This is a genomic window from Micrococcus terreus, from assembly GCF_900116905.1.
Taxonomy (GTDB): domain Bacteria; phylum Actinomycetota; class Actinomycetes; order Actinomycetales; family Micrococcaceae; genus Citricoccus; species Citricoccus terreus.
On the sequence record NZ_FPCG01000002.1, the window covers coordinates 302,462 to 325,857 of the forward strand.

Genomic DNA, 23,396 nt, shown 5'->3' on the forward strand with positions numbered 1-23,396 from the left:
CGTGAACGCATGACCTCTGACTCCGCTCCGTCCCCGAACTACACGGACGATCTGCGGCTGGCCCACATCATGGCCGATGCCGTGGACGCGCAGACCATGGCTCGGTTCAAGGCCGTGGACCTGCAGGTGGACACCAAGCCGGACCTGACGCCCGTCTCGGACGCCGATCGCGCCGCCGAGGAGATCATCCGCGGCAACCTCTCCCGGGCCCGCCCGCGGGATGCCGTGCTCGGCGAGGAGTTCGGCTCGGAGGGCCACGGTCCCCGCCGGTGGATCATCGACCCGATCGACGGCACCAAGAACTTCGTGCGCGGGGTCCCGGTGTGGGCCACGCTGATCTCCCTGGTGGATGAAGGGGTCCCGGTGGTCGGCGTGGTCTCGGCTCCGGCCCTGAACCGCCGCTGGTGGGCCGCGCGTGGCACCGGTGCCTACACGGGTCGTTCCCTGGCCTCGGCCACCCGGCTCCAGGTGTCCGGCGTGAACCGCCTGGCCGACGCCTCCCTGTCCTACTCCTCCCTCGAGGGCTGGCGGGAGCGGGGCAACATCCGCGAGTTCCTCGAGCTGACCTCAGACGTCTGGCGCACGCGGGCCTACGGCGACTTCTGGTCGTACATGATGGTGGCCGAGGGGTCGGTCGATCTGGCGTGCGAGCCAGAGCTGGAGCTGTATGACATGGCCGCGCTGGTGCCGATCGTCACCGAGGCCGGCGGTAGTTTCACCTCGTTGGAGGGGGAGCCTGGCCCGTTCGGCGGCAATGCCCTGGCCAGCAACGGCCTGCTGCACCAGGAGGTCCTGGAGCGGCTGAACCCTGACCTGGTGGGTCAGCGCCCGGCCGAATGAGCCGGTCCGATCCTGGTGGGGCACCGGACCACCCCGGCTCACCGGTTCCTTCGATCACCTCCTCCCCTTCCCGACGACGTCACCCCGGCTGGCGGGTCATCCTCGCCGTGGCGGTGGGCGGCCTGGTGGGATCGCTGCTGCACACGGGCACGACCCGGACGTTGCTGAGCCTGGCGGGGGCCTCCCCTGCCGGCGCGCTGGACCGGCCGCTGGCGGACACCGCGGTCCTGGTGGTGGCCAATCTCGTGGGCTCGTTCCTGCTGGGCATGCTGACCGCCCGTTCCGCACGGTGGAACCGGCCGACGTGGCTGGCCACCGGACTCGGCGTCGGGGTGTTGGGCTCGTTCACCACGCTCTCCGGGGTCCTGGTGGTCTGGACCGTGCTCCTGCCCCACGGCGATGTCACCGACCCCGCAGGACAGCTGATCATCTTCGGCACAGCGGTGCTGGCCCTTGCCGTGCAGGGGTTGTCAGGGAGCGCGGCCGCGCTGGGCGGGCTGTACCTGGGCGGCATGAGGGAACGAGGGCTCCGATCATGACCGCGGCCGAGCTGGCCCTCTGGCTGGTCCCTCTCGCCGGCGCCTTGGGTGCCGTCACCCGTTTCCTCCTGGACTGGTACGTGTCTGTTCGAGGCGTGCTGTGGGCCAACCTGGCGGGGTCGTTCCTGGCAGGGGCGGCCACGGCGCTGCTCGGGCGCGGGTCACTGCACGCCACGGACGTCATGGCGAGCGGATCGGTCCTGGGACCTGCGGTCCTGCCAGCGGCACTGATCGTGCTGGTGGGCTTCACCACGGCGCTGACCACGTTCTCCACCGTCTCAGTACGCAGCGCGGAACAGGTGCTGGACCGTCAGTGGGGCGCCGCGATGCGGATGTGGCTCACCCATCTGGGCGGTGGTCTGGCGGCCGCCGTTGCAGGAGCGCTGGTGGCCTGGTGCCTGTCCGGTGTGACCGGGCTCGCCACCTGAGATCCGTGGTGGGCCCCTGGTGCACCGGCGAAGCAGCACGGGCACGACGAAGGCCCCCAGACCGTCGCCGGTCTGAGGGCCTTCACCACCGCTGTGCAGCGGCAGAAACGTGGAGACGGCGGGAATATCCCCCATTCGTTTCTGACTAGGGCAAATGCTCGACACGGCGTGAGACTGTCTGACAGGTGACTACTAAAGACCCCGGCGCGGTTGCCGCCGCCCGGGGTGTGGTCCGACCGATCAGGAGTCGAACATGCCTCAGCCTACCCTCCCCCGCTCCCACCGTCACCCGGTGGTCGATGCGCTCACGAACATTCTGTTGACCGTGGCCCTCTTCGCCGCCGTCTACTCCCCCACCATCATCGCCGGCCCGTCCTGACCGCTCTCAGCCCCTCCGGACCCCCGGGGGCGGCTGGGCACTGTCCACGGGCGTTTACCGCGTCCCGTGGGCGGTTCCGGGCCTCCCGTCCGCGTGTTCCTGCCCCTCGACGTACTCAATGGGGCGCGGTATAGGCATAGCAACGTTCAGGGGCGAACCGCCGTCCCACCGTCCGCAATGGCCATGCGGTCGGGTCCACCACAGCTCACCCTCGAATCGGGGGTGGGCCACTGGTGCTACTCCGAATGATGGTTGCCGGGGTTCGGGGGTGATTTGAAGGGATGAAGGGACCACAGCAAGGCCAGCCCCGCTAGGGGTCCGCTCTACCTTGTCCGGGCCACCAGCTAGACCACCAGTAACGCCACCACGACGGGAGCATCACGATGACCACCACAGCAGCACCGGCAGCACCGGCAGGATCCACTCACCGCACTGTGCCTGATCCGTTCGTGGATGGTGTCAGCTACAGCAAATGGGACGGGCCTAGCGTCGGCGCAGACGACAGCACACGGGTATCGACCTACTGGGAACCTGAGAGCGGCGTCGTGCTCGCCGTGGACGGCAATGGCACCGAGCGCGGCGGCTTCGACATCACACCAGAGTCAGCACGGCGACTGATCGCTGATCTGACGACGGTTCTCGCACGGCTCGGCAGCTGAACGCAGCTCGCATTTCAAATGCGACCGCAGGGCCACCGGGCTTCGGTTCGGTGACCCTTGTGTGTTCCCACAGCCTCGGCGGCGATGTCGCGGGACTTGTGGCCCCAGTTACCTTGTGGTCCCGGGACCACAAGGTCCGGCCCTGCCTTGCCGGTCCTCTTTCGCTCCAACGCTTTCGGCTTCTCCAGTGCCTCCAGCCGCTGGGCGAGGTCCATGCCGGTGATCGTGTCGGAGGTGGGCAGGGGTGCGGGGGTGCCGGTGGGGGCAGGTGCTTCCGGAGGAAGCACCTGGAGATCCCCTATCACGTTCGAGCGATCCACCCCCACCACCGGCGCGATGGCCCTGGTGGTCAGTCCTCACACGCAGGTAACACCCGGCTCATGCGGTGCTTGTAGTGGTTCGAGTCGATCCCGGATGTATCGCGCATGACGACGGTATCCAGCTGTTCCACACTCATGCACGACATGTTGATAACCCATAGGGCGAAACTGTCCCGCTCATCGTCTGTCAGCTCAGTCTGCACGTGAACACGGACCGTGCCGGACGAAACGTCTTCGACCTCTACGATCCAGAATCCGGGGCTGCTCGCTTGCAGTGCTCGGAAAGAATCCACGCCGTTTGCTTCTAGTAGCGCGGTCTCGACACCCCCTGCCAGCGACTCGACTGCTTCAGCGGTGGTCTCAGGCGCGACTGACGGCGACGGGGTGACGGACTCCGACGGTTCTGTCGATTCTTGGGGAGACGAAGCAGCCGTGCCCTGCTGATTCGTCTCTGATGGACTAACGGACGGGTCTGGAGAGATCGACCCTCCACCGGACGTCAGGAGGGCGAACAGAAGGACCACAGCAGCGGTGATTCCCACGACAGTCAGGGCGAACATCGGGGCACTCAGACCCTTGCGCTTCTCGGGCTGCTGGTGTGGCTGCGGGGGCCATCCTTGCTGGTAACTCATGACTCACCCTCTCGCGTCCGCCTCTCGGATACGGCCACCCTACCGACAGCGTCCGGCAACTCAGGTGACGGTGATGCCACGGGGTGCGCGGGGCGGTGTCATGGCAAGATGAACGGGTGGAGATGACAGTCGCAGCCCTAGAGGCTTACATGCTGACGGTGCCCCTGTTGGTCGGTGCAGGAGCACTCGCAGCGGGGCAGCGATTGAAGTGGGACGGAACACGCTTCGGCTTCCACGTGTTCCGCATTTTCTCAGTCGTGATGGGGGTGGCGGTCACGGTTGGAATGCTCGTCGCTTTCAACGGTCTCTCTACGGGTGGCGTTTCCGGTCTAGCGACTCTGGTGGTCTCGCTGGGGTTCGGCGGTGCTCTTGGATACTTCCTCGTGAGCATCATCCGACCGGCGATTCTTATTGAGTTCGACGGTGGCAGCGGCCAGCCCCGCGACGGGGATAAGCACACCGATCAGGACGGCGATTAGGGGTAGAACGTCCGTGTTCATTTCTTCTCCGATGATCGTTTGGACAGGCACTCGGCGCACCAGGGGCCGGCGTAGTCCTCGGGGGTGAATCTCTTGCGACAACCGGCACAGGACCGGCCCACCGTGTGACGGCGCACGATAGGCCGGCCTGACCGTTCCTTGCGGTTATCGGCCTTGCGCTTGATCCGGGCCATCCTCAGGCCCTCCCGCGCTTTCGACCTGCCTCAGTGTCGTGTCCTGCCCACCGGGCTTCAGCGGCCTTGCGAGCGGATACCTGCCGGGGCGTGGGCAGTGTCTCGGCTTTCTCATCGGTCAGGTCCGGAAGTGCCAGTGCCGCCAGCAGCTTGTGCAGCACCTGCCGCTGTCCTCGCGCTTCCCCTAGTGCGGGGTGCACGACGGTCTGGCCCATGCTTCCCCGCACTGTTGCCCCGTCCGTCTCCACGGCCAGGGCCAGGGCGTCCAGCTGATCCAAGGTCCGGCACGCCTCGGCCAGCAGCTGCACCTCGCTGTCAGTCAGTTCATAGTCACGGACGGTGCGCCGCCAGAATCCAGCTCCACGCTCTCCCAGTCCGCCAGGCATCTTCGGTCGTTTGGTCGTCATCGTTGCTCCTCAGCAGAGTGATCGGGGTTCAGAAATGGAGTGCTCAGCATGGCCGCGCTGTTCAGAGACCTCACCGGCGGTGGTGAGTCGTAGGGGCCCCGGTGGCACTGGGAGGGGGTCTGCGAGGGACATGCGCAGCTCTCTCGTGATGGTTCGACCGGGCTTCGGGTAGGTCCGTCTAGCCCTTGCCATTGGCCTTCACGCTGTTCGCTAGTGCTCGCTGTCGGGCCTGTCGCTGTCGATCTGACGGTGAGCTGCTGCCCTCCCCGTAGACGACGACGCCGAGCTGACCGAGTAGTCGGGCCACTGAGTCGCGGTGCTTGCGCACTTCATCCCACAGTCGATTCACCACGGGCTGTCCGGTCGATCCTGTGGTGATCAGTTCCGAGCTGGTGGCGGCGGCGCGTAGGGTGTCCAGCTCATCGGTAGCGCGGCATGCCTCGCAGAGTAGTGCGGCCTCTGTTGTCGTCAGTGCTATCTGTGCTGTGATGCTCTCCCACAGCTTGCGTCCAGCGGCTGCCAGGTCGTCAGGTGCTGCGGTCTCTGTCATGGTCTCAGCTCTCGGTCGTCGTCGAAAAACGTGGGGCCGGTGAAGTCCCCCCATCCGTACGGATCAAAATCTCCCTCCCCGGCGGTACTCGTCATGGAGGTGGGCCCGCCCCGACCCGGTGGCGTCCCGCGCTGTCCGTCGCAGTCGCTGTGGACCACGACGGACAGCGCAGAGACTCACAGGGCGACGCGCTCTCGTGCGTGTGCTCGTCCAGCCTTGGCGACTCGCTCGGCCAGCGTGCTCGGCGTTGCCAGGCTCAGCGCAGCCTTGCCGTACTCACCGCGCGCGATACCGATCAGCACCAGGTCAGCACCGATGCGTCGAATGTCTGCGGCCAGCTTCCGAATCGCCCGGGTCTGCTCCAGTTGCGGTTCATTGGCGACCTCATTGCCCACCCCGCGCACCTGCTCCACTACCGGGGTCGGCAGCTCCACCAGTGGCAGCAGTGCGTTCAGATCAGATGGATAGTCGCTGTTCCCGTTCAAGCTTCGGAAGATTCCCGCGTAGGCGTTGAACCGTGCCAGGGACTCGCGCACGGTGTTCAGGGCGGCACCAGCATCGGCCTGAATCACCGCCTCAGCATCCAGTGCAGATGCACCGGCGGGAAGCTTGCCCACGGCTTGGGTGAAGGTCTTGACCAGCTTGTCGAACGGGGCCTTCAGATCCAGGGTGGCCTGCTCCAGATAGTCCGGCATGGCAGCCCGGACCACGTACGGGAACACTTCGCTGAACTCTTTACGCAGAGCGTCTGCGGCCTGTGCCTGTCGAATCTGCTCCAGGGCATCGGCGTGCCAGACGTCCACGTCATCGGCCTGTAGTGCTTCCTGAGCGAGAGTGTTGGCGACCTGACGGGCGGTAGGGGCACTGTCGATCTTGTGCTGAATCTCGGTGCCCAGACTCGGCGCGGTCAGACCGGCCTGCCGATAGGCGGTGATGATGTTGCCCATGTGGTTCAGGTCGGTGGTGATGGGGCGGGAGTAGATGTTGCTCATGGCGTTTCCTCTCGGTGGGTGATGCGGTCGTGGTTCTCGGCGTCCATCTGCTCGAACGCTCGCTCTAGTAGTTCGATCCCGGCGACTCTGCGCTGGGCAGCTCGCCTCTGCTGCTCCTGGGCTTCGAGTCGCTTCTGCTCCAGCGACTCGGCCCACTTGTCGAATCCGGCCTTGAACTCGTCCTGGATGCTCACGGGTAGACCTCGGCGTCGTCGGGGTTCAGGCGGATGGACTCGATGGCGTCCGCCAACTGGAGGGCCAGGCGGCGTGCGTCCTCGACGTGGAGCATCTGCCGGGGCCTGCCGAGACTGAAGATCCCAACACCGGCGAACGTGCTGCCGTCGCTACGGGTGATGACCACGCGGTCAGAGTTGATGGTCTGCGAGATCTCTTGGTTGTGTTCCCACATGCGGGGCTGGGTCGTGAACCGCTTGGGCTTGGGGTTGGTTGGCATGGTCATTCGTCCTCCGGCATCTCGTGCGGCAGATCAGGTTCAGGTGTGCCGTCAGCGGCCACCAGACCGGGCAACGTGCGCTGTCCGGGGATCGGTAGGTGTTCGGGCAGGGTCAGTCCGTGGCGACGCTCTAGAGCGGCCCAGAAGGCATCTGCCGGTGGGGTGCGTGGGGTCATGGATGGTTCCTGTTCTCGGTCGGAATGAGCCGACGGACTTCGGGCAGAACTAGGTCGAACCCCGAACCCCGTCTATAGACGGGGTTGACGGGGTTCGTAGTCCGTCGCGACGGGGTTAGACGGGGTTAGACGGGGTTCGGTTCTGAAGGCAGGTAGTACGCCTTGCCGCCGCCTCGGCCCTGCCGCTCGACCTCGACGATCAGACCCTGAGCAACGGCCTGTCGTCGGGCAGTGCGGATAGCTGAGACGGCACCGGGAAGTGTCTCCAGACCTGAGCCTGAGACCCCGGGGTGCAGTCCGACGTACTCCACGATCTGAGGAAGTAGCTCGGCTGTCTGCGCGGCGTCTCGGCTCTGCTTCCGATTGCCCTCGGTCAGCGTGAGTCGCCGGGTGGATTCGTCATAGGACAGAGCACGCTCGGCCTCATCGACGTTGCGACCGAACGCGGAGAAGTACCGGGGCGACGATGGATCATCGGCGTCCTGACGTACCAGCTTCCACGTGGATTCGGGCCAGTCCTGCAACCGTGAGTCACCCCGGGATCGTTCCCCGCTGTGGCCCATGTGATGCACGACGACGGCCTCTGTCGCCTCGGACTCCTTCAGGAAGGCATCGAAGGCCACCAGGAAGCGTCCGGCCTCGCGGTTCTCATCCAGCCCCAACGCGTCCAGGACCGGGCGCAGACAGTCGAACAGCACCACTCCGGGACTGTGCAGGGCCTCGGCCCACTGGGCGCGTACAGAGCCGTCCAGCAGATCGAACGATCCGACACTGCCGCGCAGAGACACCAGGCGCACGGCATCGGTGTTCTGTATGTTCTGTGCCCTGAGCCAGCTGCGCAGCATCCGTTCATCCAGCTCGTTGTCGATCAGCGTGACCGTCGTGGTCTGGTGGACCTCGAACGTCTCTAGGAACGGGTCACCGTCCACCAGGGAGCGGATCAGGTTGCCTAGCAACGTGGTCTTGCCGGACTTGTACTGTGCGGCCAGGATCACCCGGGCACCAGCGGTCAGCAGTCCCTCGATCACATACTGAGTCCGTTCATCCGGGATGGACAGGAACTCAGTCAGAGTGCGAACCGGGGGCAGGGTGACCGGCGTGCGGCTCTCAGCCTCGACCAGCTTCCGGGCCTCGGCACGTGCTCGCATGCGCTGGGCTTCGCGGTAGACCTCCATCGTGAAGTCAGGTAGCTCGACCTCGATCTGCTCCAGGTCCAGCGGTGATAGCTCACTCATGCGTTCACCCCCTGCCTGAATCGCTCGACCGACCGGCGGTGTGCAGCTTCGGCACCTTCCCACCCTGAGAACATGCGTTCTGCTGACGCGGAGATGCGTGGGTGAACGTGAGGGCAGGACATCTCAGTGCGGCCCTGATCCAGTCCGGCGCGGTAGCCGTCCTGCCAGATGATCTGCTCATGCTCGATGGTGTTGCGGATGTCGGGGTTCATGCGGCACCGTCCCACCCGAGTCCACGGACCGGGGCAAGCTTGCACAGGGTGATCGACGCGGCCTGTCCGCGCTCCACAGCCTTATCCACAGCCCTCTGAGCGGCATGGAGCGACAGGAAAAACCGACGGCGGTAACGGACTTCTCCGGCGACCTTATGGGCCACCATGACGACATGAACACCGTTCAACATATCCACGGCATCGGGTAGACTAAGGGTGTCGCCAGCCAACGACTTTCGATCTGCCTCGGGTGCCAGCTCGGGGCGGATTTTCTTTGCCTCAGGCATGTTCACGGCCACCCCCTCGCCGGTCAGCGCGACGGGTTGCACGCTCGCCCGTGGGGTCGGCATAGGTCAGCACGACGGCCAGCGCGTCCGGGTCCAGCTCCACCACGTAGGAGAAGTTGCGGACGATCCAGGACCGAGACAGGTGCGGCATCCAGGACTGCACCACGGCCACGGCATCACGCTTGGACAGACCGCACAGCTCCGACTGCATCTGAGCACAGTCATCAACCGTGAGGCTTCCGGCGGACGTAGCTCGGCGGGTCCGGGATTCGGTGAGCACACTCATGCAGCACCACCACCGGAGACGTGCGCATAGGTGGCGGGGTTGACCTCGCGGCGCATCTTGCGCAGGTCGGCAGGGTCGATACGCAGGACACGGGCACCGTAGAAGTAGGCTCGCAGCTCGCCGCGTGAGATCCAGCGGCGGACGGTCGGCACAGACGTGCCGGTCAGGTCCGCAACTTCCTTGACGGTCAGTTGTCGTTCGATAGTGCCGCGGGCATGAGAATGGCCCACGGTGGAGGACTGTACGGATGGCACGATGATTGATCCCCTCTCGGGTCTCAACCGGGTGCCAGATCCGGTGTCCGGGATTCCATCCGCGGGCCTAGTAGACGACTACAGGATACCACCTGTGACGCATGGTGATCTTCAGGCCGTGACGATGACCTCCGCATGCCCGGCCTTGATGTCCCGTGTGACCTGTTCGCGGTCGATCAGCGCGTCATGGATGTGGTCACAACTCAGCGTCAGGTTCAGTGCCGCTTCGAGGAAGTACGTGCGGGCCTTCCAATGCCTGTCGCCGTCCAGCGTGTTCGCCCGCCGTCCTTCTTCGCTCGACGTGGCCGCGTTCAGCTTCGGCGACATCTTGAAGTGCGGATGATGGATCAGGACACCGACGGGGGATGAATAGACTTCGGCCAGGGCGCAGCGGCGCGTGTTCGGACAGCGGTAGGTCAAGGTCCGTGCCCTCTTGCGGGTGCGGTCATTTGACCGCAGTGCCGCGAAAACAGCTTCAGCCTGTTCCTGCCTATCGTCCATACTTCCGAGCACCTCAGTGAGTGTCTCGACGGTGTTATCCCTCATTCGTACCCCTCGGTAGTGGTCAGCGCACCGGCCAGAGCAGCCAGTCGCTCGCGCTCGGCGTGCTGGTATCGCTCGACACTCTTGCCGTCACTGTGACCGGCGTAGGCCTTCAGCTCGGCGGTAGTCGCTCCGGCCTGTCCGAGACGGGTCAGGGCAGTGTGGCGCAACCCGTGGAACGTGAAGTTCTCCAGCGGCTCGCGGTCATCATCATCGCCACGGGAAGCGTTGACGTTCTCCAAGGCGGCGTTGAAGTGAGTGCGCAGAGTGTTCGGGTGCAGATGCTTGGACGGCGCACCGGGGCGGTGGAACAGCAGACCATCGCGGCCCGTGGCGGCGTGGTCCTTCAGGTGCTCGGTCAGGGCCGGGACGATGGCCGGGGGCACAGGCACAGTGCGAATACCGGCGGCACTCTTGGGTGTCTCCTCCCTGAGGCCACTCCCCCGCGCCTGAACCTGCACTTCCACGCTGATCCAGGTGACCATCTTCTCGCCCTTGCCGGTGGTGGTGATGTGTCGGCGGCGTAGTCCGAGCACTTCACCGAGACGCAGACCGCACCAGCCTGCCAGCAGCACGGCCAGGCGTTCACCCTCCGGCATACCCTCGGCCAGCGCGGCGATGTCCTCAGCAGTGGCGGGGGTCCGGTTGCGCTCGACAGGCTTCGCTGCCGCGTTGCGGCGCAGTCGCACACCGGCCAGCGGGGGCACCGGCGATGCCAGCAACCACGGCGTGAAGCCCCGGGGCAGGTCCGGCGCGTCACCAGTGGCCCACTTGAACAGTGAGGCAACAGTCAGATGAATCGGGGCGGCACCCTTGGCACCGAGCTTGGACTCTAGAGCGTCGATCCAGTCGGCCAGCTCATCCGGGGTCACGCTGGAGATGGAGCGGTCACCGAACTGGGGCATGAAGTGCGCTTCGAGTCGCCGCTCGTAGGTGTAGCGCGAACCGAGCTTCAGCCCGCGCTTCTCCTGCCAGTCCTGCCACGCCTCGACCATCTGCCGAACCGTTCGCGCGTCGGCCTGTTCCTGCACCTTGGACTGCGCCGCCGATGCCTTCAGCCTCTTGCGCTTCTCCGAGGGAGAGATGAACGTGCCCCGGGCCTTGTCGGCGCGTGCGATTGCTAGAGCTGCCTTAGCGTCTCCAAGGGTCTGGAAGCAGCCGAGACTGTGCTGCTTGCCGTCGATGAATATCCGGGCGCGATACGTGCCCTCTGGCTGCCGGTTGACGCCGCGAGGAAGATCCTTCGGCTTTGCCATGCTCACCCCCGCGTGTCCCCTGTCTAGCATCTGTCTGTTTCTATGCTACTTTATGAGTACACCTGAACAGACATGAACACACCGGGACCGGGCTACTTCCCTGCAATGACAAGGAAAAAGCCCGGAACCACAAGGGTTCCGGGCTTAGTCCGTGGAGACGGCGGGAATTGAACCCGCGTCCGATGCAGTGTTGCCAGGTCTTCTCCGGGCGCAGTCTGCTGTGGGTGTTGCTCGGCCCTGGCTGTCCCGCAGACGGGCAGCCAACCCAGGCCCAGCCGGATTGATCTCGCCATCACGACCCCCGGCGAGGGTGATGGCCAGTGGCTATCTAGATGACGTCAGGATCCGGGGCGATAGCAACCCCGGGCTGACGGACTCGATCACTGATCAGGCAGCGAGAGCGAAGTCAGTGCGCTTAGATTCGGCACTTATTGGTGTGCAGAGAGCGTTGACGAGATGACTCTGCATCCTCGGCCCGCTTCTCCTGTCGCGACTCACATCGTCGAAACCGATCGTCCCCGTGTTCTGTTGTCAATCAACCGGTCCCCTGCGGCGTTCTCTGATCCACCGCCTGGTCCGGAACATCGAGTATAACCCAGCCGGCCGTCGTCGTATTCCCGAGGGCTCGGCGCGGCATGTCAGGCCGCGCGGCGGTTGCGCATCCGCATGGCCCGCTGGGCCTCGCGGTTGTCCTGCTTCTCGCGCAGCGCCTGCCGCTTGTCATAGTCGCGCTTGCCCTGGGCGACACCGATCTCCACCTTGACCCGGCCGTCCTTGAAGTACAGCTGCAGGGGGACGATGGTGTGGCCGGACTCCTGGATCTGACGGGCGATCTTGGTCAGCTCCTGTCGGTGCAGCAGCAGCTTGCGGCGGCGCCGCGAGGCGTGGTTGGTCCAGGACCCGTTGAGGTACTCGGGGATGTACACCTGCTCCAGGAACAGCTCGTCCCGGTAGAACGTGGCGTACCCGTCCACCAGGGAGGCATGCCCTTCACGCAGGGACTTCACTTCGGTGCCCATCAGGGAGATCCCGGCCTCATAGGTGTCCAGGATGAGGTAGTTGTGCCGGGCCTTGCGATTGGTGGCGATCACCTGACGGTCCGACGCGGTCTTCTTGCCGGCACCCGCTGACTTCTTGGCGGCCATGGTGTCTCCTCTCGGGCCTCGGTGCACGCGTGCCGGACGGCACACACAGACCTACCAGTCTACCTGCAGGCCGCACGGGCCTCAGAGCAGGCCCAGGGGGTCGACGGCGGCCCCGTCCAGAATGGTCTCGAAGTGCAGATGGCATCCGGTCGAGTTCCCGGTGTTCCCGGAGTATCCGATGACCTCTCCGGCCTCGACCTGCTGTCCCGGCGAGACGATGTACCGCGTGAGGTGGTGGTACTTGGTGGCCAGGGCCCGGCCGTTGACCACACCGTGGGAGATGATCACCCGGTTCCCCGAGCTCCACACCGCCTGGTCGGCATTCCACACCTCGCCCGCGGCGGCGGCACGGATGGGGATGCCGCATCCTCCGCCGAAGTCCACGCCGGTGTGCACGTATCCGCCGACTCCCCCGTAGTCGAAGGAGCCAGCCGGGGTGCTGCGCCAGCCGAAGCCGGACGTGATGTACGTGTTGATGGGCAGCTGCAGTCCCCAGGCCGAACTGGGCTGGGCCTGCTGCTCGGCTTCGGCGGCCTGGACCACCCGGCGATCCGCCTCCGCCGCGGCCCGGGCCTGCCGGTCGGCCTGCTCCTGGGCTGCGCGGGCGGCACGCTCCTGCTGGACCGCACGCTGCTGGGCGGCGCGGGCCTCTGCGGCCGCCGCTCGCTGCTGGGCTTCCCGAGCCTGGCGCGCCGCTTCGGCGGCCTGCCGAGCCTTGCGCGCAGCCTCTTCCGCGGCGCGTCGTTGGCGCTCGGCCGCGGCCACGGCCTCCTGGTGCTGACGCTGGAGCTCGCTCTGCTCCGCTCCCGCCTGGACCAGGGACCGCTGGCGCGCGGCGATGTCGTCGTTCACCTTCTGCTGGGCGGCGCGGTTGGCGGTGAGCTGCTCTTGGATGACCGGGCGCTGCGCCTTGAGCTCATCGGTGATGCGGGTGGTGTCGGCAACCATCGCATCCAGCTCACGCTTGGCTGAAGCGGCTTCCCCGCGTGCCCGCTCCTCCTGTTCCAGCGCCTGCTCGGCCTGGTCCTGCAGCACGCGGATCCGCTCCTCCACGGCGGCGAGTCGAGCCTCGGCGTTGCGGTCTGTGGCGGCACGCTGTGAGACCTGGGAGAGCCGTCCGTTCTGGATGCGCAGCGCCTGATGGGCCAGGCCCATCGCCTCGGGCAGGGACGAGTCCCGCATACCCAGCATGAAGGCCAGGTCAGAGGAGACACCACCCTGCTTGTACGCCTGGTTGGCGATCTGTCCGATCTCAGCGCGGGCCTGGGTGAGTGCCTGTTCACCGGCGTCGATCTCCTCCAGGATCCCCGCACGGTCCACTTCGGCCTGCTCGACGCGTCCGGCCAGTGACCGGACCTGTGCCGTGGCCGCGCTGACCCGACTTTCGGCGTCCCGCAGGGCCTGCTGAGACCCCGGGAGCCTCTGCTGCAGGCCGGTCAGCTCGGTGACCTGGGCAGCGATGTCCGCGTCCAGTCCCTCCAGCGAGGCGCTCAAGTCCCCGCCCTGCTGCTCGAGGCCGGACTGCTGGTCGTCGAGCCGACCCAGCTCCTCCGAGAGCTCCTGCTGCTGCCGCTGGGCCTCCTCGATCTGCCGCTGGAGGTCATCGATCTCCCCCTGAGCGCCGGCGGCCCCGGCCATGCCGAGGGCCAGAGCCGAGGCCAGGCCGAATCCGAGCACGGCGCGGCTGATCCGCCGAGGCGTCAGACCGTGGTGCTGTGCGGACATGGGGTGGCTCCTTCGAAGGACAGCAGGTGGGCGAGGGCGATTCAGACCGTGAGGTAGCGCCGCAGGGTGAGCAGGGAGGAGACAGCGGCCAGCAGGACGGCGATGCCGAGCAGGACGGGCACCAGGATCAGGGCATCCGTGCCTCCGATGAATCCGGTCCCAGGATACTGCTCCGTCAGCCACCCCCCGATGAACAGCTCCGCAAGCAGCCAAGTGGTCAGGCTGGCCAGGACGGCGCCCAGGAGCGCGGCGATGACCCCTTCGAGCAGGAAGGGCAGCTGGATCATCGTCTTGCTGGCCCCGACCAGACGCATGATGCCGGTCTCCCGTCGCCGGGAGAAGGCCGAGAGTCGGATGGTGGTGGCGATGAGCAGGATGGCGCAGATCAGCATGACCGCCGCGATGGAGACGGCGATGACCGAGGCCATGTTCATCAGTGAGAAGATCTGCTCCAGCAGTTCGCGTTGGTCCGAGACCAGCTCCACGCCGGGCATGCCGGACACCAATTCGTCGACCACCGCATACTGTTCAGGATCCACCAGGGCCACCCGGAACGCCTCCGGCAGCTGGTCGGCCGTGACGGTCTCCACCATGGCCGAGTTCTTGAACTGCTCCTGGAAGATCTCCAGGGCCCGTTCTTGAGATTCGTACTCGAAGCTCTGCACGTACGGGGCTGCGGTGGGCGACTCGAGCAGTGACTGCACGGCCAGGCGCTGGTCCTCGGTCACGGCACCGTCCGCACAGGTGGCCGTGGTGGAGGTCTCGGTGCACAGGAAGACGGCCACCTCCACGCGGTCGTACCAGTAGCCCTTCATCTGGTTGATCTGCAGCTGGAGCAGTCCGGCGGCACCGACGAAGCTCAGCGAGATGAAGGTGACCAGCACCACGGAGACCACCATGGAGAGGTTGCGCCGGATGCCGGAAAGGGTCTCTCCCAGGATGAACGCCAGTCTCATGCCACCTGCTCCGTGGAGGCGGTGCGGTAGGAGCCCTCCGGCTGGTCCCTCACGATCAGGCCACCCTCGAGCTGGATCACCCGGCGGCGCATCTGGTTGACGATGTCGTGATCGTGAGTGGCCATCACCACGGTGGTGCCGTTCTGGTTGACCCTGTCCAGCACGTCCATGATGCCGTGGGAGGTGTCCGGGTCCAGGTTGCCGGTGGGCTCGTCGGCCAGCAGGATGTCCGGGCGGTTGACGATGGCCCGGGCGATCGCCACCCGCTGCTGCTCGCCGCCGGAGAGCTCATGGGGCATCCGCTTCTCCTTGCCGTCCAGTCCCACGGTGCGCAGCACCTCAGGAACGGCCTGGTGGATCTGTGCCCGCCCACGTCCGAGCACCTGCATGGCGAAGGCCACGTTGGCGTAGACGGTCTTGTTCGGCAGCAGGCGGAAGTCCTGGAAGACGACCCCGATCCCCTGGCGCAGCCTCGGCACCCGCCAGCTGGGCAGACGCGCCACGTTCCGGCCGGCCACGTAGACGGTCCCGGAACTGGCGCGCTCCTCCCGCAGGACCAGACGGATGAAGGTCGATTTGCCCGAGCCGGAGGCCCCGACGAGGAAGACGAACTCTCCGCGCTGGATCTCGGCGGTCACTCCGCCCAGGGCGGGTCGGGATCGTCGGTCATAGACCTTAGTGACCTCGTCGAACCTGATCATCGCTGCCCTGTGTCTGCCCGGCCCGCATCGGCCGCCGGTGCGTGAGCGGATCGGGGGAAGATGCGGCACCGGCACCAGACAGATTAGTCACGATCTGGTAACAACGCCGGGAGGCCGCGCCGACCAGTCCTGTGACTGATCGGCGCGGCCTCCCTGACGGCGTCTATCCGGGCCTGACCTGGGGTCAGGACTCGTGCAGCTCCACGCCGGTCCGCTCCTGGACCTGCTCCCGGCTGACACCGGGAGCGGTCTCCACCAGCACCAGACGCGGGTCAGCCTCCGTGCCAGCGACGTCGATCACCGCCAGATCGGTGATGATCCGATCCACCACACCCTTGCCGGTGAGGGGCAGGGTGCAGCTGGGCAGGATCTTGGGGCTGCCGTCCTTGGCGCAGTGGTCCATCAGCACGATCACCTGGCCGGCTCCGTGGACCAGGTCCATGGCGCCACCCATGCCCTTGACCATCTTGCCCGGGACCATCCAGTTGGCCAGATCTCCGGTGGCCGAGACCTGCATGGCACCCAGGACGGCCACATCGATCTTGCCGCCGCGGATCATCCCGAACGAGGTGGCCGAATCGAAGAACGAGGCACCTGGCAGGACGGTCACGGTCTCCTTGCCGGCGTTGATCAGATCCGGGTCCACTGCCGACTCCTCCGGATAGGGTCCCACGCCCAGGATCCCGTTCTCGGACTGCAGCACCACGGTGCGCCCCTCCGGGATGTGATTCGGGATCAGCGTGGGCATGCCGATGCCCAGGTTGACGTAGGCGCCGTCCGGCAGCTCCTGCGCGGCCCGTGCGGCCATCTGGTCCCGGCTCCATCCGGTCTGCTGCGTCTGCTCGGTCATTACTGCTCCCCTGTCTTCTGGACGGTGCGCTTCTCGATCGGCTTCTCGATCTCCGTGCCGACCTCCACGATCCGGTGCACGAACACGCCGGGCAGATGGACCTCGTCCGGGTCGATCTCCCCGGGTTCCACGAGCTCCTCGACCTGGGCGATGCAGATCCGCCCGGCCATGGCCACCGGCGGGGAGAACTGCCGGGCGGCCTTGTTGAAGACCAGGTTGCCGTGACGGTCGCCTCGCAGGGCATGCACCAGCGCGTAGTCCGTGACGATGGACTCCTCCAGCACGTACTGCTGCTCCTGCTGGTCCCGGGCCGGCCCCGGAGTGAAGGCGCGCACATCCTTGGGTGAGGAGGCCTTCACCACGTTGCCTGCGTCGTCGTACCTCATGGGCAGGCCGCCCTCGGCCACCTGGGTGCCCACACCGGAGCGGGTGTAGAAGGCGGCGATGCCGGACCCGCCGGCACGCATCTTCTCGGCCAGGGTCCCCTGCGGCACCAGTTCGACCTCGAGCTCGCCCTCCAGGTACTGGCGGGCGAACTCCTTGTTCTCCCCTACATACGAGGAGGTCATCTTGGAGATCCGGCCGGCCGAGAGCAGAATGCCCAGGCCCCAGCCGTCCACACCGCAGTTGTTGGAGACCACGCTCAGATCGGAGGCCCCCTGCTCCAGCAGGGCCTCGATCAGCTGGATCGGGTTGCCCGAGAGGCCGAAGCCGGCCACCGCCAGCGAAGCCCCCGTGGGGATGTCTGCCACCGCTTCAGCGGGGGTGGCGACCGTCTTGTCCAGACTCATCATCGAGTCCTCTCTGTTCGATGGGCGTCGTGCAGGTGCAGGTGGTTCAGGGTCGGTCAGCGCGCCGTCCAGGCCCCGTCCATGGCGTAGGAGGCACCGGTGACCATGCCTGCGTGGTCCGAGGCCAGCCAGGTGGCCAGAGAGGCGACCTCGGCCGGCTCCACGAGGCGCTTGACGGGCGAGTTGGCCAGCATGATCTTCTCCAGCACCTCGTCCTCGGGGATGTTGTTGGTGCGGGCCTGATCGGCGATCTGCTGCTCCACCAGCGGCGTGCGCACGTAGGAGGGATTGATGCAGTTGGAGGTCACCCCGTGCTCCGCGCCCTCCAGGGCAGCGACCTTGGACAGCCCCTGCAGACCGTGCTTGGCGGTGATGTAGGCGCTCTTGAACGGGGAGGCCACGAGCCCGTGGATGGAGGAGATGTTGATGATCCGGCCGAAGCCGCGCTCGTACATGCCCGGCAGCACCGCCCGCATCAGCAGGAAGGGGGCCTCGAGCATCAGTCGGTTGATGAACCGCCAGTTCTCCGGATCGAACTCGTGGATGGGGGCAATCCGCTGGATCCCGGCGTTGTTGACCAGGATGTCCGCATTCAGGCTGATCTCCTCCAGGGCGGCAGTGTCGGACAGGTCGGCGACCCACGCCGTGCCCCCGATCTGCTGGGCCAGGCTCTCGGCGGCCTCCTGGTTGATGTCCGCCACAGTCACGGTGGCGCCTTCGGCAGCGAAGGCACGCGCCGTGGCCTCGCCGATGCCGGATGCCGCGCCGGTGACGATGGCCGTGCGTCCGGCCAAGGATCCGGCGGACCTCTCGCTCTGCTGTGCGTTCATCTGGTGTTCCTCTCGATTCAGGTTCTGCAGGGTGAGACGGTGCTGGGCACAGCGGCTCAGCGGCTCAGCAGCAGGGCGTCGCCCTGACCGCCGCCGCCGCACAGGGAGACCGCGGAACGGCCGGTGCCTCGGCGGGAGAGCTCCAGGGCCGCGGTCAGCACCAGTCGTGCGCCGGAGGCGCCGATGGGATGACCCAGAGCGATCGCCCCGCCGTGGATGTTCGTCTTCTCCAGCGGATAGTCCAGGTCGGCCAGTGACTGGCAGGCCACGGCGCCGAAGGCCTCGTTGATCTCGATGAAGTCCAGGTCCTGCACGGCCCAACCGGCCTTCTCCACGGCGGCCTGGATGGCCCGGGACGGCTGGGAGTGCAGGGAGGAGTCCGGACCGGCCACCTGACCAGCCGCTCCGATGGTGGCCAGCACGCTCAGCCCGTTGGCCTCGGCGTAGGCACGGGAGGTCACGACGACGGCCGCGGCACCATCGGTGAGCGGCGAGGAGTTCCCGGCCGTGATGGTTCCGGACGCGTCCTTCGCGAAGGCCGCACGCAGTCTGCCGAGGGACTCCACGGTGGTGTCCGGGCGGACCCCCTCATCCTCGGCGACGGTCACCGGATCACCCTTGCGCTGCGGGATCTCCACGGGGACGATCTCCTCGGCGAACACGCCTGCGGCCTGAGCCTGTGCGGCACGCTGGTGCGAGGAGGCGGCGACCTCGTCCTGACCGGTGCGGTCCAGCTTCAGCTCGGCGTTGCCCTCTTCGGTGAGCTCGCCCATGGCCTGCCCGGTCAGGGCATCGGTGAGGCCGTCATGCGCCACGGAGTCGATCAGGCCCACGGTGCCGTACTTGTGGCCGCTGCGGGAGCCGGGCAGCACATGCGGCGCGTTGGTCATGGACTCCTGACCGCCGGCGATCACCACGGAGGCCTCACCCAGGCGAATCAACCGGGCGGCATCGATCACGGCGGTCAGTCCGGACAGGCACACCTTGTTGATGGTGATGGCCGGGACGTCCCAGCCGATGCCGGCCCCCAGGGCCGACTGGCGGGCGGGGTTCTGGCCACAGCCAGCCTGGACCACCTGGCCCATGATCACGGTGTCCACCGCGGAGACGTCCACACCGGAGCGTTCGATCGCGCCGCGGATGGCATGGGCACCGAGGTCGGTGGCCTGCAGGGATGCCTGTCCGCCCATCAGTCGGGTGAAGGGGGTGCGGGCGCCGCCGACGATCACCGCGTCCTGCGGAGAGGTCTGGGCGGCGCTGGAAGCGGTGTCTGCGTGGGTGCTCATGGGTGGTGCTCCTGACTACGAGGGTGGTCGGCGAGAGGACGGTGCGGGATGGACCGCGTCTTCGTCCACCCTAGGGGCTGGACGGAGACGCGGTCAGCGGGTCCCATCGGCTCAGAAGGAGCCGAACAGGGAGACCACGCCCACCAGGATGGCCACGGCCAGCACCGGGCCGACGATGGTGACCATGCCGATGTCCTTGTAGGACTGGCGGTGGGTCAGTCCACAGACCAGCAGCAGGGTCACCACGGCACCGGAGTGCGGCAGGGTGTCCAGGCCGCCGGCGGCCATGGCGGTGAGCCGGTGCATGGCCTCCAGGCTCATGCCCTGGTCCTCGGCCATGGTGCGCAGCTGGTCTCCGAAGGCGTTGAGCGCGATGGTCATGCCGCCGGAGGAGGAGCCGGTGATCGCGGCGGTCACCGAGGTGGACAGCACCGAGGTGACCAGCGCATTGCCGCCCACGTTGAACACGGCGTCGCGGACCACGGCGAAGGCGGCCACCGAGGCGACGACGGCTCCATAGCCGACCTCTGAGGCGGTGGAGAAGATCGGCAGCATGGCGCCCTTGACGCCCTCGGTGAAGCCGGACTTCAGAGTGCCCAGGTTCTTGGCGTTCAGGGCCAGGACCACCAGGATGGCCACGATCAGCGCGATGATGACCGCCCAGATGCCCGCGCGGTTGGACAGGGCGATCCCGCCGAACTTCTCCTCCTGCAGGTAGGACCACTCCAGCCGAGGGAAGATCAGCAGGGTGCAGGCGAAGTTGACCGCGATCACGGCGACCAGCGGCAGGAATGGTTCCACGGCGTTGCGGGGCTGCAGCAGGGCCGTGGTGGGGGCCGAGGCCGGGACAGGGGCGTCCTTCTCCTGGGTCTCCACCGTGCCACCGGACCGCTCACGCTGCGGCGAGGTGCCGCCGTCGGGATCTGCTGCCGAGGGCTGGGCCTTGCCGCGGCCGAACAGGCCGGACCCGCCACGCTTGGCAGGGATCTCGTCGGAGCCGAAGTGCTCACCGTTGCGCATCAGGGAGGAGCGGCGGTACTCGAGCCAGGCCATGCCGAAGCCCAGGATGATCAGGGTGCCCACCACACCGACTCCGGGCGCCGCGAAGCCGTCCGTGCCGAAGAACTGACCGGGGATGATGTTCTGCACCTGGGGTGAGCCCGGCAGGGCGGTCATGGTGAAGGTGAAGATGCCCAGGGCGATGGTGCCCGGGATCAGCCGCTTGGGGATGTCCGCCACGCGGAAGAGCTCCCGGGCCAGCGGGAACATCACGAAGGCGACCACGAACAGGCTGATGCCGCCGTAGGTCATCAGGGCCGAGGTCAGCACGGTGGCCAGCAGGGCGCTGCGGGCGCCGAGGCGGCGGGCCACCGATCGGGCGATGCTCTCGGCGTAGCCGGTGATGGTCATCAGGATGCCGAAGATGGCGCCGAGCAGGAACACCGGGAAGTAGTTCCCGACGAATCCGGCCAGCGCCGGCATGAAGATCTCGGTGTAGGAGGCCAACAGGGGTGCGCCGGAGAAGACCAGGGCGACGACGGAGGCGATGGGTGCTGCGATCACCACGGGCATGCCACGGTAGGCAAGGGTGATGAGCAGCACGAGGGACAGGATGATGCCGATGATGCCCCAGAGCATGGGCGATTCTCCTCGGGTGCGGTGCGGCAGGCCGACTGACGGCACTGCGGGGATGATGTTCTCCCCCAGCATGTCCTGCCGCTGTGATCCATGCCACGTGCTCAGGTTCAAGCGTCGGCAAGCGTTTTCGTAGCTGGCTACAACGCCTGCGGCGTTGACGCCGTCCCGGACCCGGCGCCGGACCCGGCGGCGGCCACCACCCAGGAGAGTTCGAACAGCGTGTCCAGGTCCTGCAGGCTGGCCTCCAGCAGGTCCTCCAGTCGGCGCAGCCGATAGCGCAGGGTGTTCACGTGGACCGGGATGGCCGCGGCGGCCCGGGGGATGTTCAGACCGTGCTCCAGGTAGGCAGTGAGCGCCTCGATGATCAGCTCGCCGAAGGCCCCTTCTGCACGCAGCGGCTCCAGCAGCTGCGCGGTCAGATGGGCGGTGGTCTCGGGACTGGCGGTGATGCCCATCCGCCAGGACAGGCGGGAGCGGTCCACCAGTCCGGTGAAGCCGACCTGCTCGGCCGTCTCCAGGACTCGGGTGGCCACCGCGTAGGACTCGGGCAGGGACTCCAGAGGGACCAGGGGTCCGCGCGCGATGATCAGCTGCTCGGGTGCGGTGGCGGGATCGGGCTCGCCGATCAGCAGCCCGACGGCTCCGCGGCCCCGGGCGGCGGCCACCAGACGCGCGCCGCCGGCCTCAGCCCAGGCCATTGCCGGGGTGATCGCGTCCTGATCGCGCCGACGCCGGGCGATCGACAGGGCCCGGACCGGGCTGTCCGTGGGGATCCCGTACAAGTCAGCACCGTGACGCAGGTCTGCCGGTGCCACCCCCCGCACCACCACATCCGCCACCCACTGATCCCGGCGCGCGGAGTCCGTGAGAGCGGCGGCGATGTCATGGTCTTGGAAGACCCGCAGAGCCCGGGCGGAGAACGCATCAGCCAGCCCCCAGAGCAGAGTGCTGAAGGAGAGCACCTCGGCGGCTGGGATCCCGAACCGTGGGGACAGCTCGAGCAGGTGATGAAGGATCACGGACATGCTGACCCGGAAGCCCGAGAGCACGCTGCCCAGCGGCACCCCCTGCGCCAGCCGTTCGGTGGCCAGCGCCTCGGCCTCGTCGATCTGCTCGGCGCTCGGGGCCCGGCCATCCAGGATGGTGCGGATGCTCAAGGTGATGTTGCGGCGCACCGAGGCCTGGATCGACTCAGTGGGCACTCCCCCGTACCCGGGGACGGTGGCCAGCATGGTCTGGACGGTCTCCACCACGATCGACTCATCCGACTCCAGCTCTGCCACCAGCGCGTGGATGGCCTCGGCGTCCTGTCCTGCGGCGTTCATGGGGCCTACCGTACCGGGCGCTCCCCCCCGGCCCGCTGTGAGTCCTGCCGTGGCCCATCCAGCTCGGCCCGCACCCGTTCTGCCACCGCCTGGGCTCCGGCCTGGGCCATCAGGATCGTGTCATGGTTGGTCTCCGGCACCACGTGCACTCTCATCTGCACGGCCAGAGCGGGGACCTGTCCCCTCCACTGCTCCAGGTAAGCCGGTGTGTACAGCCCGGGCTCCTCGTGGGCCAGAACGGCCGGACCACAGCAGGGTGGTGGGCACCTGGAGTCCTTCGAGTGCGGCCAACAGCGATCCGCCGCCCTGCAGCTCCGCGGTGTCCTGGGCCATAGCCTCATACCGGGTGGACGGACGGAACGCGGTGGCCGGGTCCTCCGGGGCCACCGGGTCCAGGTCGTAGCCGATGTAGTCCTCCATCAGCGGGGTCCACGGCCCCTGGAAGGCGGGGTGGTGCTGCCAGAACGCCCGGTACTCGTCCACGCCGTCGAAGGTCATGGCCAGCCGTTCGGCGGCCGGGCCCAGGACGGCCTGGACCATCTGGTCCGGGTCCAGTCCCTCCGGGACCTTCAGTGGGACATCAAACGGCACCCGTCCCGCTGATCAGGAACGGACGCCACACCATGTCACTTGAAAGAGAACAACAACATTTCAGATGACAGGCAAGAAAGTCATCGATTCACCCAGTGGTCTACGGAAATAACGCAAACGGATACAGCACTGAGCGCGACACCGAGTAGTGCCGCATTCGTCCACGCAACATCCCACGGCATTCCCGTCAGACTGAATACTGCACCTGATGCCACTACGGCAGCCGCCGGCGCAAGAACGGCAAATAAGAAACCCAGCCTCAATGAAGTGGGTCGCATGTGCACCTCCTCGGTAAGACCCGATCCTGTGCAAAATCACTCTTCCACAATTTCCACCTATGGAATGGCGCTGAATCGCCTGTAAGTGTTGGTGGTGGCTGGCCTGGGGCTGGCTGGCAGGGTTGGCGCTAGTCACTCGGTGCTCGTTGTGACTCCTG

31 protein-coding genes and 1 other RNA gene are annotated in these 23,396 nt (G+C 66.8%); 6 read left to right on the plus strand and 26 right to left on the minus strand.

Annotated features, from left to right (window positions below; genetic code table 11):
• Positions 1 to 9: 9 nt before the first annotated feature.
• The 5 genes from hisN to BM355_RS14060 all read left to right on the plus strand — a co-directional run bounded on the left by hisN (position 10) and on the right by BM355_RS14060 (position 2,845).
• Positions 10 to 840, plus strand: a complete 831-nt coding sequence (gene hisN, locus BM355_RS03760; RefSeq protein ID WP_091694784.1) for a histidinol-phosphatase — start codon at positions 10 to 12, stop codon at positions 838 to 840.
• Positions 837 to 1,379 carry a CrcB family protein gene (locus BM355_RS03765; RefSeq protein WP_143109404.1) on the plus strand — a complete coding sequence of 181 codons (543 nt, stop codon included), beginning with the start codon at positions 837 to 839 and terminating at the stop codon, positions 1,377 to 1,379. Before hisN ends, BM355_RS03765 begins: the two co-directional genes overlap by 4 nt.
• A complete protein-coding gene (locus tag BM355_RS03770) occupies positions 1,376 to 1,807 on the plus strand; it encodes a CrcB family protein (RefSeq protein ID WP_091694792.1) in 432 nt (143 codons plus the stop codon). The genes BM355_RS03765 and BM355_RS03770 overlap by 4 nt, the downstream gene beginning before the upstream one ends.
• 253 nt (positions 1,808 to 2,060) lie before the next feature.
• Entirely contained in the window at positions 2,061 to 2,186 is a 126-nt protein-coding gene (locus BM355_RS14765) for a hypothetical protein (protein ID WP_281247555.1), read from the plus strand.
• A gap of 383 nt (positions 2,187 to 2,569) precedes the next feature.
• Positions 2,570 to 2,845, plus strand: coding sequence for a hypothetical protein (locus BM355_RS14060; protein ID WP_143109405.1), 276 nt, complete (start codon positions 2,570 to 2,572; stop codon positions 2,843 to 2,845).
• 349 nt (positions 2,846 to 3,194) lie between these two features.
• On the opposite strand, the gene BM355_RS14065 is transcribed toward BM355_RS14060, so the two are convergent.
• The gene (locus tag BM355_RS14065; protein ID WP_143109406.1) at positions 3,195 to 3,797 is read right to left on the minus strand and encodes a hypothetical protein; all 603 of its coding nucleotides are present in this window, start codon (positions 3,795 to 3,797) and stop codon (positions 3,195 to 3,197) included.
• A 122-nt stretch (positions 3,798 to 3,919) separates the two neighbouring features.
• Here BM355_RS14065 and BM355_RS03775 point away from each other — a divergent pair, with 122 nt between their 5' ends.
• Positions 3,920 to 4,276 (plus strand): hypothetical protein, encoded by a 357-nt coding sequence (locus BM355_RS03775; protein WP_143109407.1) that lies wholly within the window; start codon positions 3,920 to 3,922, stop codon positions 4,274 to 4,276.
• A gap of 196 nt (positions 4,277 to 4,472) precedes the next feature.
• Here the strand turns inward: BM355_RS03775 and BM355_RS03780 are convergent, their stop codons facing one another.
• The 25 genes from BM355_RS03780 to BM355_RS03885 form a co-directional block, all read right to left on the minus strand.
• On the minus strand, positions 4,473 to 4,877 hold the full coding sequence (locus BM355_RS03780) for a P27 family phage terminase small subunit (RefSeq protein ID WP_091694800.1): 405 nt from the start codon (positions 4,875 to 4,877) through the stop codon (positions 4,473 to 4,475).
• 178 nt (positions 4,878 to 5,055) lie between these two features.
• Positions 5,056 to 5,427 (minus strand): hypothetical protein, encoded by a 372-nt coding sequence (locus BM355_RS14070; RefSeq protein ID WP_143109408.1) that lies wholly within the window; start codon positions 5,425 to 5,427, stop codon positions 5,056 to 5,058.
• Between the two features lie 176 nt (positions 5,428 to 5,603).
• Positions 5,604 to 6,419, minus strand: a complete 816-nt coding sequence (locus BM355_RS03785) for a hypothetical protein (protein WP_091694803.1) — start codon at positions 6,417 to 6,419, stop codon at positions 5,604 to 5,606.
• Complete coding sequence (locus tag BM355_RS03790; protein ID WP_091694807.1) at positions 6,416 to 6,613, minus strand: hypothetical protein; 198 nt, start codon at positions 6,611 to 6,613, stop codon at positions 6,416 to 6,418. The genes BM355_RS03785 and BM355_RS03790 overlap by 4 nt, the downstream gene beginning before the upstream one ends.
• On the minus strand, positions 6,610 to 6,879 hold the full coding sequence (locus BM355_RS03795; protein WP_091694810.1) for a hypothetical protein: 270 nt from the start codon (positions 6,877 to 6,879) through the stop codon (positions 6,610 to 6,612). The genes BM355_RS03790 and BM355_RS03795 overlap by 4 nt, the downstream gene beginning before the upstream one ends.
• Positions 6,876 to 7,049, minus strand: a complete 174-nt coding sequence (locus BM355_RS14305) for a hypothetical protein (RefSeq protein WP_177227820.1) — start codon at positions 7,047 to 7,049, stop codon at positions 6,876 to 6,878. The genes BM355_RS03795 and BM355_RS14305 overlap by 4 nt, the downstream gene beginning before the upstream one ends.
• A gap of 125 nt (positions 7,050 to 7,174) precedes the next feature.
• Positions 7,175 to 8,284 carry an ATP-binding protein gene (locus tag BM355_RS03800; RefSeq protein WP_091694813.1) on the minus strand — a complete coding sequence of 370 codons (1,110 nt, stop codon included), beginning with the start codon at positions 8,282 to 8,284 and terminating at the stop codon, positions 7,175 to 7,177.
• Positions 8,281 to 8,496: a hypothetical protein gene (locus BM355_RS03805; RefSeq protein ID WP_091694816.1), complete on the minus strand. Its 216-nt coding sequence runs from the start codon at positions 8,494 to 8,496 to the stop codon at positions 8,281 to 8,283. Before BM355_RS03805 ends, BM355_RS03800 begins: the two co-directional genes overlap by 4 nt.
• A complete protein-coding gene (locus BM355_RS14075) occupies positions 8,493 to 8,789 on the minus strand; it encodes a hypothetical protein (RefSeq protein ID WP_143109409.1) in 297 nt (98 codons plus the stop codon). The genes BM355_RS03805 and BM355_RS14075 overlap by 4 nt, the downstream gene beginning before the upstream one ends.
• Positions 8,776 to 8,994, minus strand: coding sequence for a hypothetical protein (locus tag BM355_RS03810; protein ID WP_091694821.1), 219 nt, complete (start codon positions 8,992 to 8,994; stop codon positions 8,776 to 8,778). Before BM355_RS03810 ends, BM355_RS14075 begins: the two co-directional genes overlap by 14 nt.
• A 71-nt stretch (positions 8,995 to 9,065) precedes the next feature.
• Positions 9,066 to 9,299, minus strand: a complete 234-nt coding sequence (locus BM355_RS03815; protein ID WP_218154299.1) for a helix-turn-helix domain-containing protein — start codon at positions 9,297 to 9,299, stop codon at positions 9,066 to 9,068.
• 135 nt (positions 9,300 to 9,434) lie between these two features.
• Entirely contained in the window at positions 9,435 to 9,869 is a 435-nt protein-coding gene (locus tag BM355_RS03820) for a hypothetical protein (protein ID WP_143109410.1), read from the minus strand.
• Positions 9,866 to 11,122, minus strand: coding sequence for a tyrosine-type recombinase/integrase (locus BM355_RS03825; RefSeq protein WP_177227821.1), 1,257 nt, complete (start codon positions 11,120 to 11,122; stop codon positions 9,866 to 9,868). Before BM355_RS03825 ends, BM355_RS03820 begins: the two co-directional genes overlap by 4 nt.
• Positions 11,123 to 11,271: 149 nt before the next feature.
• Positions 11,272 to 11,642: a transfer-messenger RNA gene (gene ssrA, locus BM355_RS03830) on the minus strand.
• A gap of 118 nt (positions 11,643 to 11,760) precedes the next feature.
• Entirely contained in the window at positions 11,761 to 12,267 is a 507-nt protein-coding gene (gene smpB, locus BM355_RS03835) for an SsrA-binding protein SmpB (RefSeq protein WP_091694832.1), read from the minus strand.
• A gap of 81 nt (positions 12,268 to 12,348) precedes the next feature.
• A complete protein-coding gene (locus BM355_RS14770) occupies positions 12,349 to 13,992 on the minus strand; it encodes a M23 family metallopeptidase (protein WP_091694836.1) in 1,644 nt (547 codons plus the stop codon).
• Between the two features lie 41 nt (positions 13,993 to 14,033).
• Positions 14,034 to 14,948 carry a permease-like cell division protein FtsX gene (gene ftsX / locus BM355_RS03845; protein ID WP_091694841.1) on the minus strand — a complete coding sequence of 305 codons (915 nt, stop codon included), beginning with the start codon at positions 14,946 to 14,948 and terminating at the stop codon, positions 14,034 to 14,036.
• On the minus strand, positions 14,945 to 15,649 hold the full coding sequence (ftsE, locus tag BM355_RS03850) for a cell division ATP-binding protein FtsE (RefSeq protein WP_091694844.1): 705 nt from the start codon (positions 15,647 to 15,649) through the stop codon (positions 14,945 to 14,947). The genes ftsX and ftsE overlap by 4 nt, the downstream gene beginning before the upstream one ends.
• 184 nt (positions 15,650 to 15,833) lie before the next feature.
• Positions 15,834 to 16,499 (minus strand): CoA transferase subunit B, encoded by a 666-nt coding sequence (locus BM355_RS03855; protein ID WP_091694847.1) that lies wholly within the window; start codon positions 16,497 to 16,499, stop codon positions 15,834 to 15,836.
• A complete protein-coding gene (locus BM355_RS03860) occupies positions 16,499 to 17,290 on the minus strand; it encodes a CoA transferase subunit A (RefSeq protein ID WP_091695371.1) in 792 nt (263 codons plus the stop codon). The genes BM355_RS03855 and BM355_RS03860 overlap by 1 nt, the downstream gene beginning before the upstream one ends.
• A gap of 56 nt (positions 17,291 to 17,346) precedes the next feature.
• Entirely contained in the window at positions 17,347 to 18,120 is a 774-nt protein-coding gene (locus BM355_RS03865; RefSeq protein ID WP_091694851.1) for a 3-hydroxybutyrate dehydrogenase, read from the minus strand.
• Positions 18,121 to 18,176: 56 nt separating this feature from the next.
• Positions 18,177 to 19,406 (minus strand): acetyl-CoA C-acetyltransferase, encoded by a 1,230-nt coding sequence (locus BM355_RS03870; protein ID WP_091694855.1) that lies wholly within the window; start codon positions 19,404 to 19,406, stop codon positions 18,177 to 18,179.
• Positions 19,407 to 19,517: 111 nt separating this feature from the next.
• On the minus strand, positions 19,518 to 21,116 hold the full coding sequence (locus BM355_RS03875) for a GntP family permease (RefSeq protein ID WP_342715181.1): 1,599 nt from the start codon (positions 21,114 to 21,116) through the stop codon (positions 19,518 to 19,520).
• A 65-nt stretch (positions 21,117 to 21,181) separates the two neighbouring features.
• A complete protein-coding gene (locus BM355_RS03880; RefSeq protein ID WP_091694859.1) occupies positions 21,182 to 22,369 on the minus strand; it encodes a PucR family transcriptional regulator in 1,188 nt (395 codons plus the stop codon).
• 120 nt (positions 22,370 to 22,489) lie between these two features.
• Complete coding sequence (locus tag BM355_RS03885; RefSeq protein ID WP_091694862.1) at positions 22,490 to 22,960, minus strand: hypothetical protein; 471 nt, start codon at positions 22,958 to 22,960, stop codon at positions 22,490 to 22,492.
• Between the last annotated feature and the right edge of the window lie 436 nt (positions 22,961 to 23,396).

What these genes read in the sequence shown, in the direction of transcription:
- hisN (WP_091694784.1), top strand. Translation starts at nt 10, where the DNA reads ATGACCTCTGACTCCGCTCCGTCCCCGAACTACACGGACGATCTGCGG.
- BM355_RS03765 (WP_143109404.1), top strand. Translation starts at nt 837, where the DNA reads ATGAGCCGGTCCGATCCTGGTGGGGCACCGGACCACCCCGGCTCACCG.
- BM355_RS03770 (WP_091694792.1), top strand. Translation starts at nt 1,376, where the DNA reads ATGACCGCGGCCGAGCTGGCCCTCTGGCTGGTCCCTCTCGCCGGCGCC.
- BM355_RS14765 (WP_281247555.1), top strand. Translation starts at nt 2,061, where the DNA reads ATGCCTCAGCCTACCCTCCCCCGCTCCCACCGTCACCCGGTGGTCGAT.
- BM355_RS14060 (WP_143109405.1), top strand. Translation starts at nt 2,570, where the DNA reads ATGACCACCACAGCAGCACCGGCAGCACCGGCAGGATCCACTCACCGC.
- BM355_RS14065 (WP_143109406.1), bottom strand. Translation starts at nt 3,797, where the DNA reads ATGAGTTACCAGCAAGGATGGCCCCCGCAGCCACACCAGCAGCCCGAG.
- BM355_RS03775 (WP_143109407.1), top strand. Translation starts at nt 3,920, where the DNA reads ATGACAGTCGCAGCCCTAGAGGCTTACATGCTGACGGTGCCCCTGTTG.
- BM355_RS03780 (WP_091694800.1), bottom strand. Translation starts at nt 4,877, where the DNA reads ATGACGACCAAACGACCGAAGATGCCTGGCGGACTGGGAGAGCGTGGA.
- BM355_RS14070 (WP_143109408.1), bottom strand. Translation starts at nt 5,427, where the DNA reads ATGACAGAGACCGCAGCACCTGACGACCTGGCAGCCGCTGGACGCAAG.
- BM355_RS03785 (WP_091694803.1), bottom strand. Translation starts at nt 6,419, where the DNA reads ATGAGCAACATCTACTCCCGCCCCATCACCACCGACCTGAACCACATG.
- BM355_RS03795 (WP_091694810.1), bottom strand. Translation starts at nt 6,879, where the DNA reads ATGACCATGCCAACCAACCCCAAGCCCAAGCGGTTCACGACCCAGCCC.
- BM355_RS14305 (WP_177227820.1), bottom strand. Translation starts at nt 7,049, where the DNA reads ATGACCCCACGCACCCCACCGGCAGATGCCTTCTGGGCCGCTCTAGAG.
- BM355_RS03800 (WP_091694813.1), bottom strand. Translation starts at nt 8,284, where the DNA reads ATGAGTGAGCTATCACCGCTGGACCTGGAGCAGATCGAGGTCGAGCTA.
- BM355_RS03805 (WP_091694816.1), bottom strand. Translation starts at nt 8,496, where the DNA reads ATGAACCCCGACATCCGCAACACCATCGAGCATGAGCAGATCATCTGG.
- BM355_RS03810 (WP_091694821.1), bottom strand. Translation starts at nt 8,994, where the DNA reads ATGCAGTCGGAGCTGTGCGGTCTGTCCAAGCGTGATGCCGTGGCCGTG.
- BM355_RS03820 (WP_143109410.1), bottom strand. Translation starts at nt 9,869, where the DNA reads ATGAGGGATAACACCGTCGAGACACTCACTGAGGTGCTCGGAAGTATG.
- BM355_RS03825 (WP_177227821.1), bottom strand. Translation starts at nt 11,122, where the DNA reads ATGGCAAAGCCGAAGGATCTTCCTCGCGGCGTCAACCGGCAGCCAGAG.
- smpB (WP_091694832.1), bottom strand. Translation starts at nt 12,267, where the DNA reads ATGGCCGCCAAGAAGTCAGCGGGTGCCGGCAAGAAGACCGCGTCGGAC.
- BM355_RS14770 (WP_091694836.1), bottom strand. Translation starts at nt 13,992, where the DNA reads ATGTCCGCACAGCACCACGGTCTGACGCCTCGGCGGATCAGCCGCGCC.
- ftsX (WP_091694841.1), bottom strand. Translation starts at nt 14,948, where the DNA reads ATGAGACTGGCGTTCATCCTGGGAGAGACCCTTTCCGGCATCCGGCGC.
- ftsE (WP_091694844.1), bottom strand. Translation starts at nt 15,649, where the DNA reads ATGATCAGGTTCGACGAGGTCACTAAGGTCTATGACCGACGATCCCGA.
- BM355_RS03855 (WP_091694847.1), bottom strand. Translation starts at nt 16,499, where the DNA reads ATGACCGAGCAGACGCAGCAGACCGGATGGAGCCGGGACCAGATGGCC.
- BM355_RS03860 (WP_091695371.1), bottom strand. Translation starts at nt 17,290, where the DNA reads ATGAGTCTGGACAAGACGGTCGCCACCCCCGCTGAAGCGGTGGCAGAC.
- BM355_RS03865 (WP_091694851.1), bottom strand. Translation starts at nt 18,120, where the DNA reads ATGAACGCACAGCAGAGCGAGAGGTCCGCCGGATCCTTGGCCGGACGC.
- BM355_RS03870 (WP_091694855.1), bottom strand. Translation starts at nt 19,406, where the DNA reads ATGAGCACCCACGCAGACACCGCTTCCAGCGCCGCCCAGACCTCTCCG.
- BM355_RS03875 (WP_342715181.1), bottom strand. Translation starts at nt 21,116, where the DNA reads ATGCTGGGGGAGAACATCATCCCCGCAGTGCCGTCAGTCGGCCTGCCG.
- BM355_RS03880 (WP_091694859.1), bottom strand. Translation starts at nt 22,369, where the DNA reads ATGAACGCCGCAGGACAGGACGCCGAGGCCATCCACGCGCTGGTGGCA.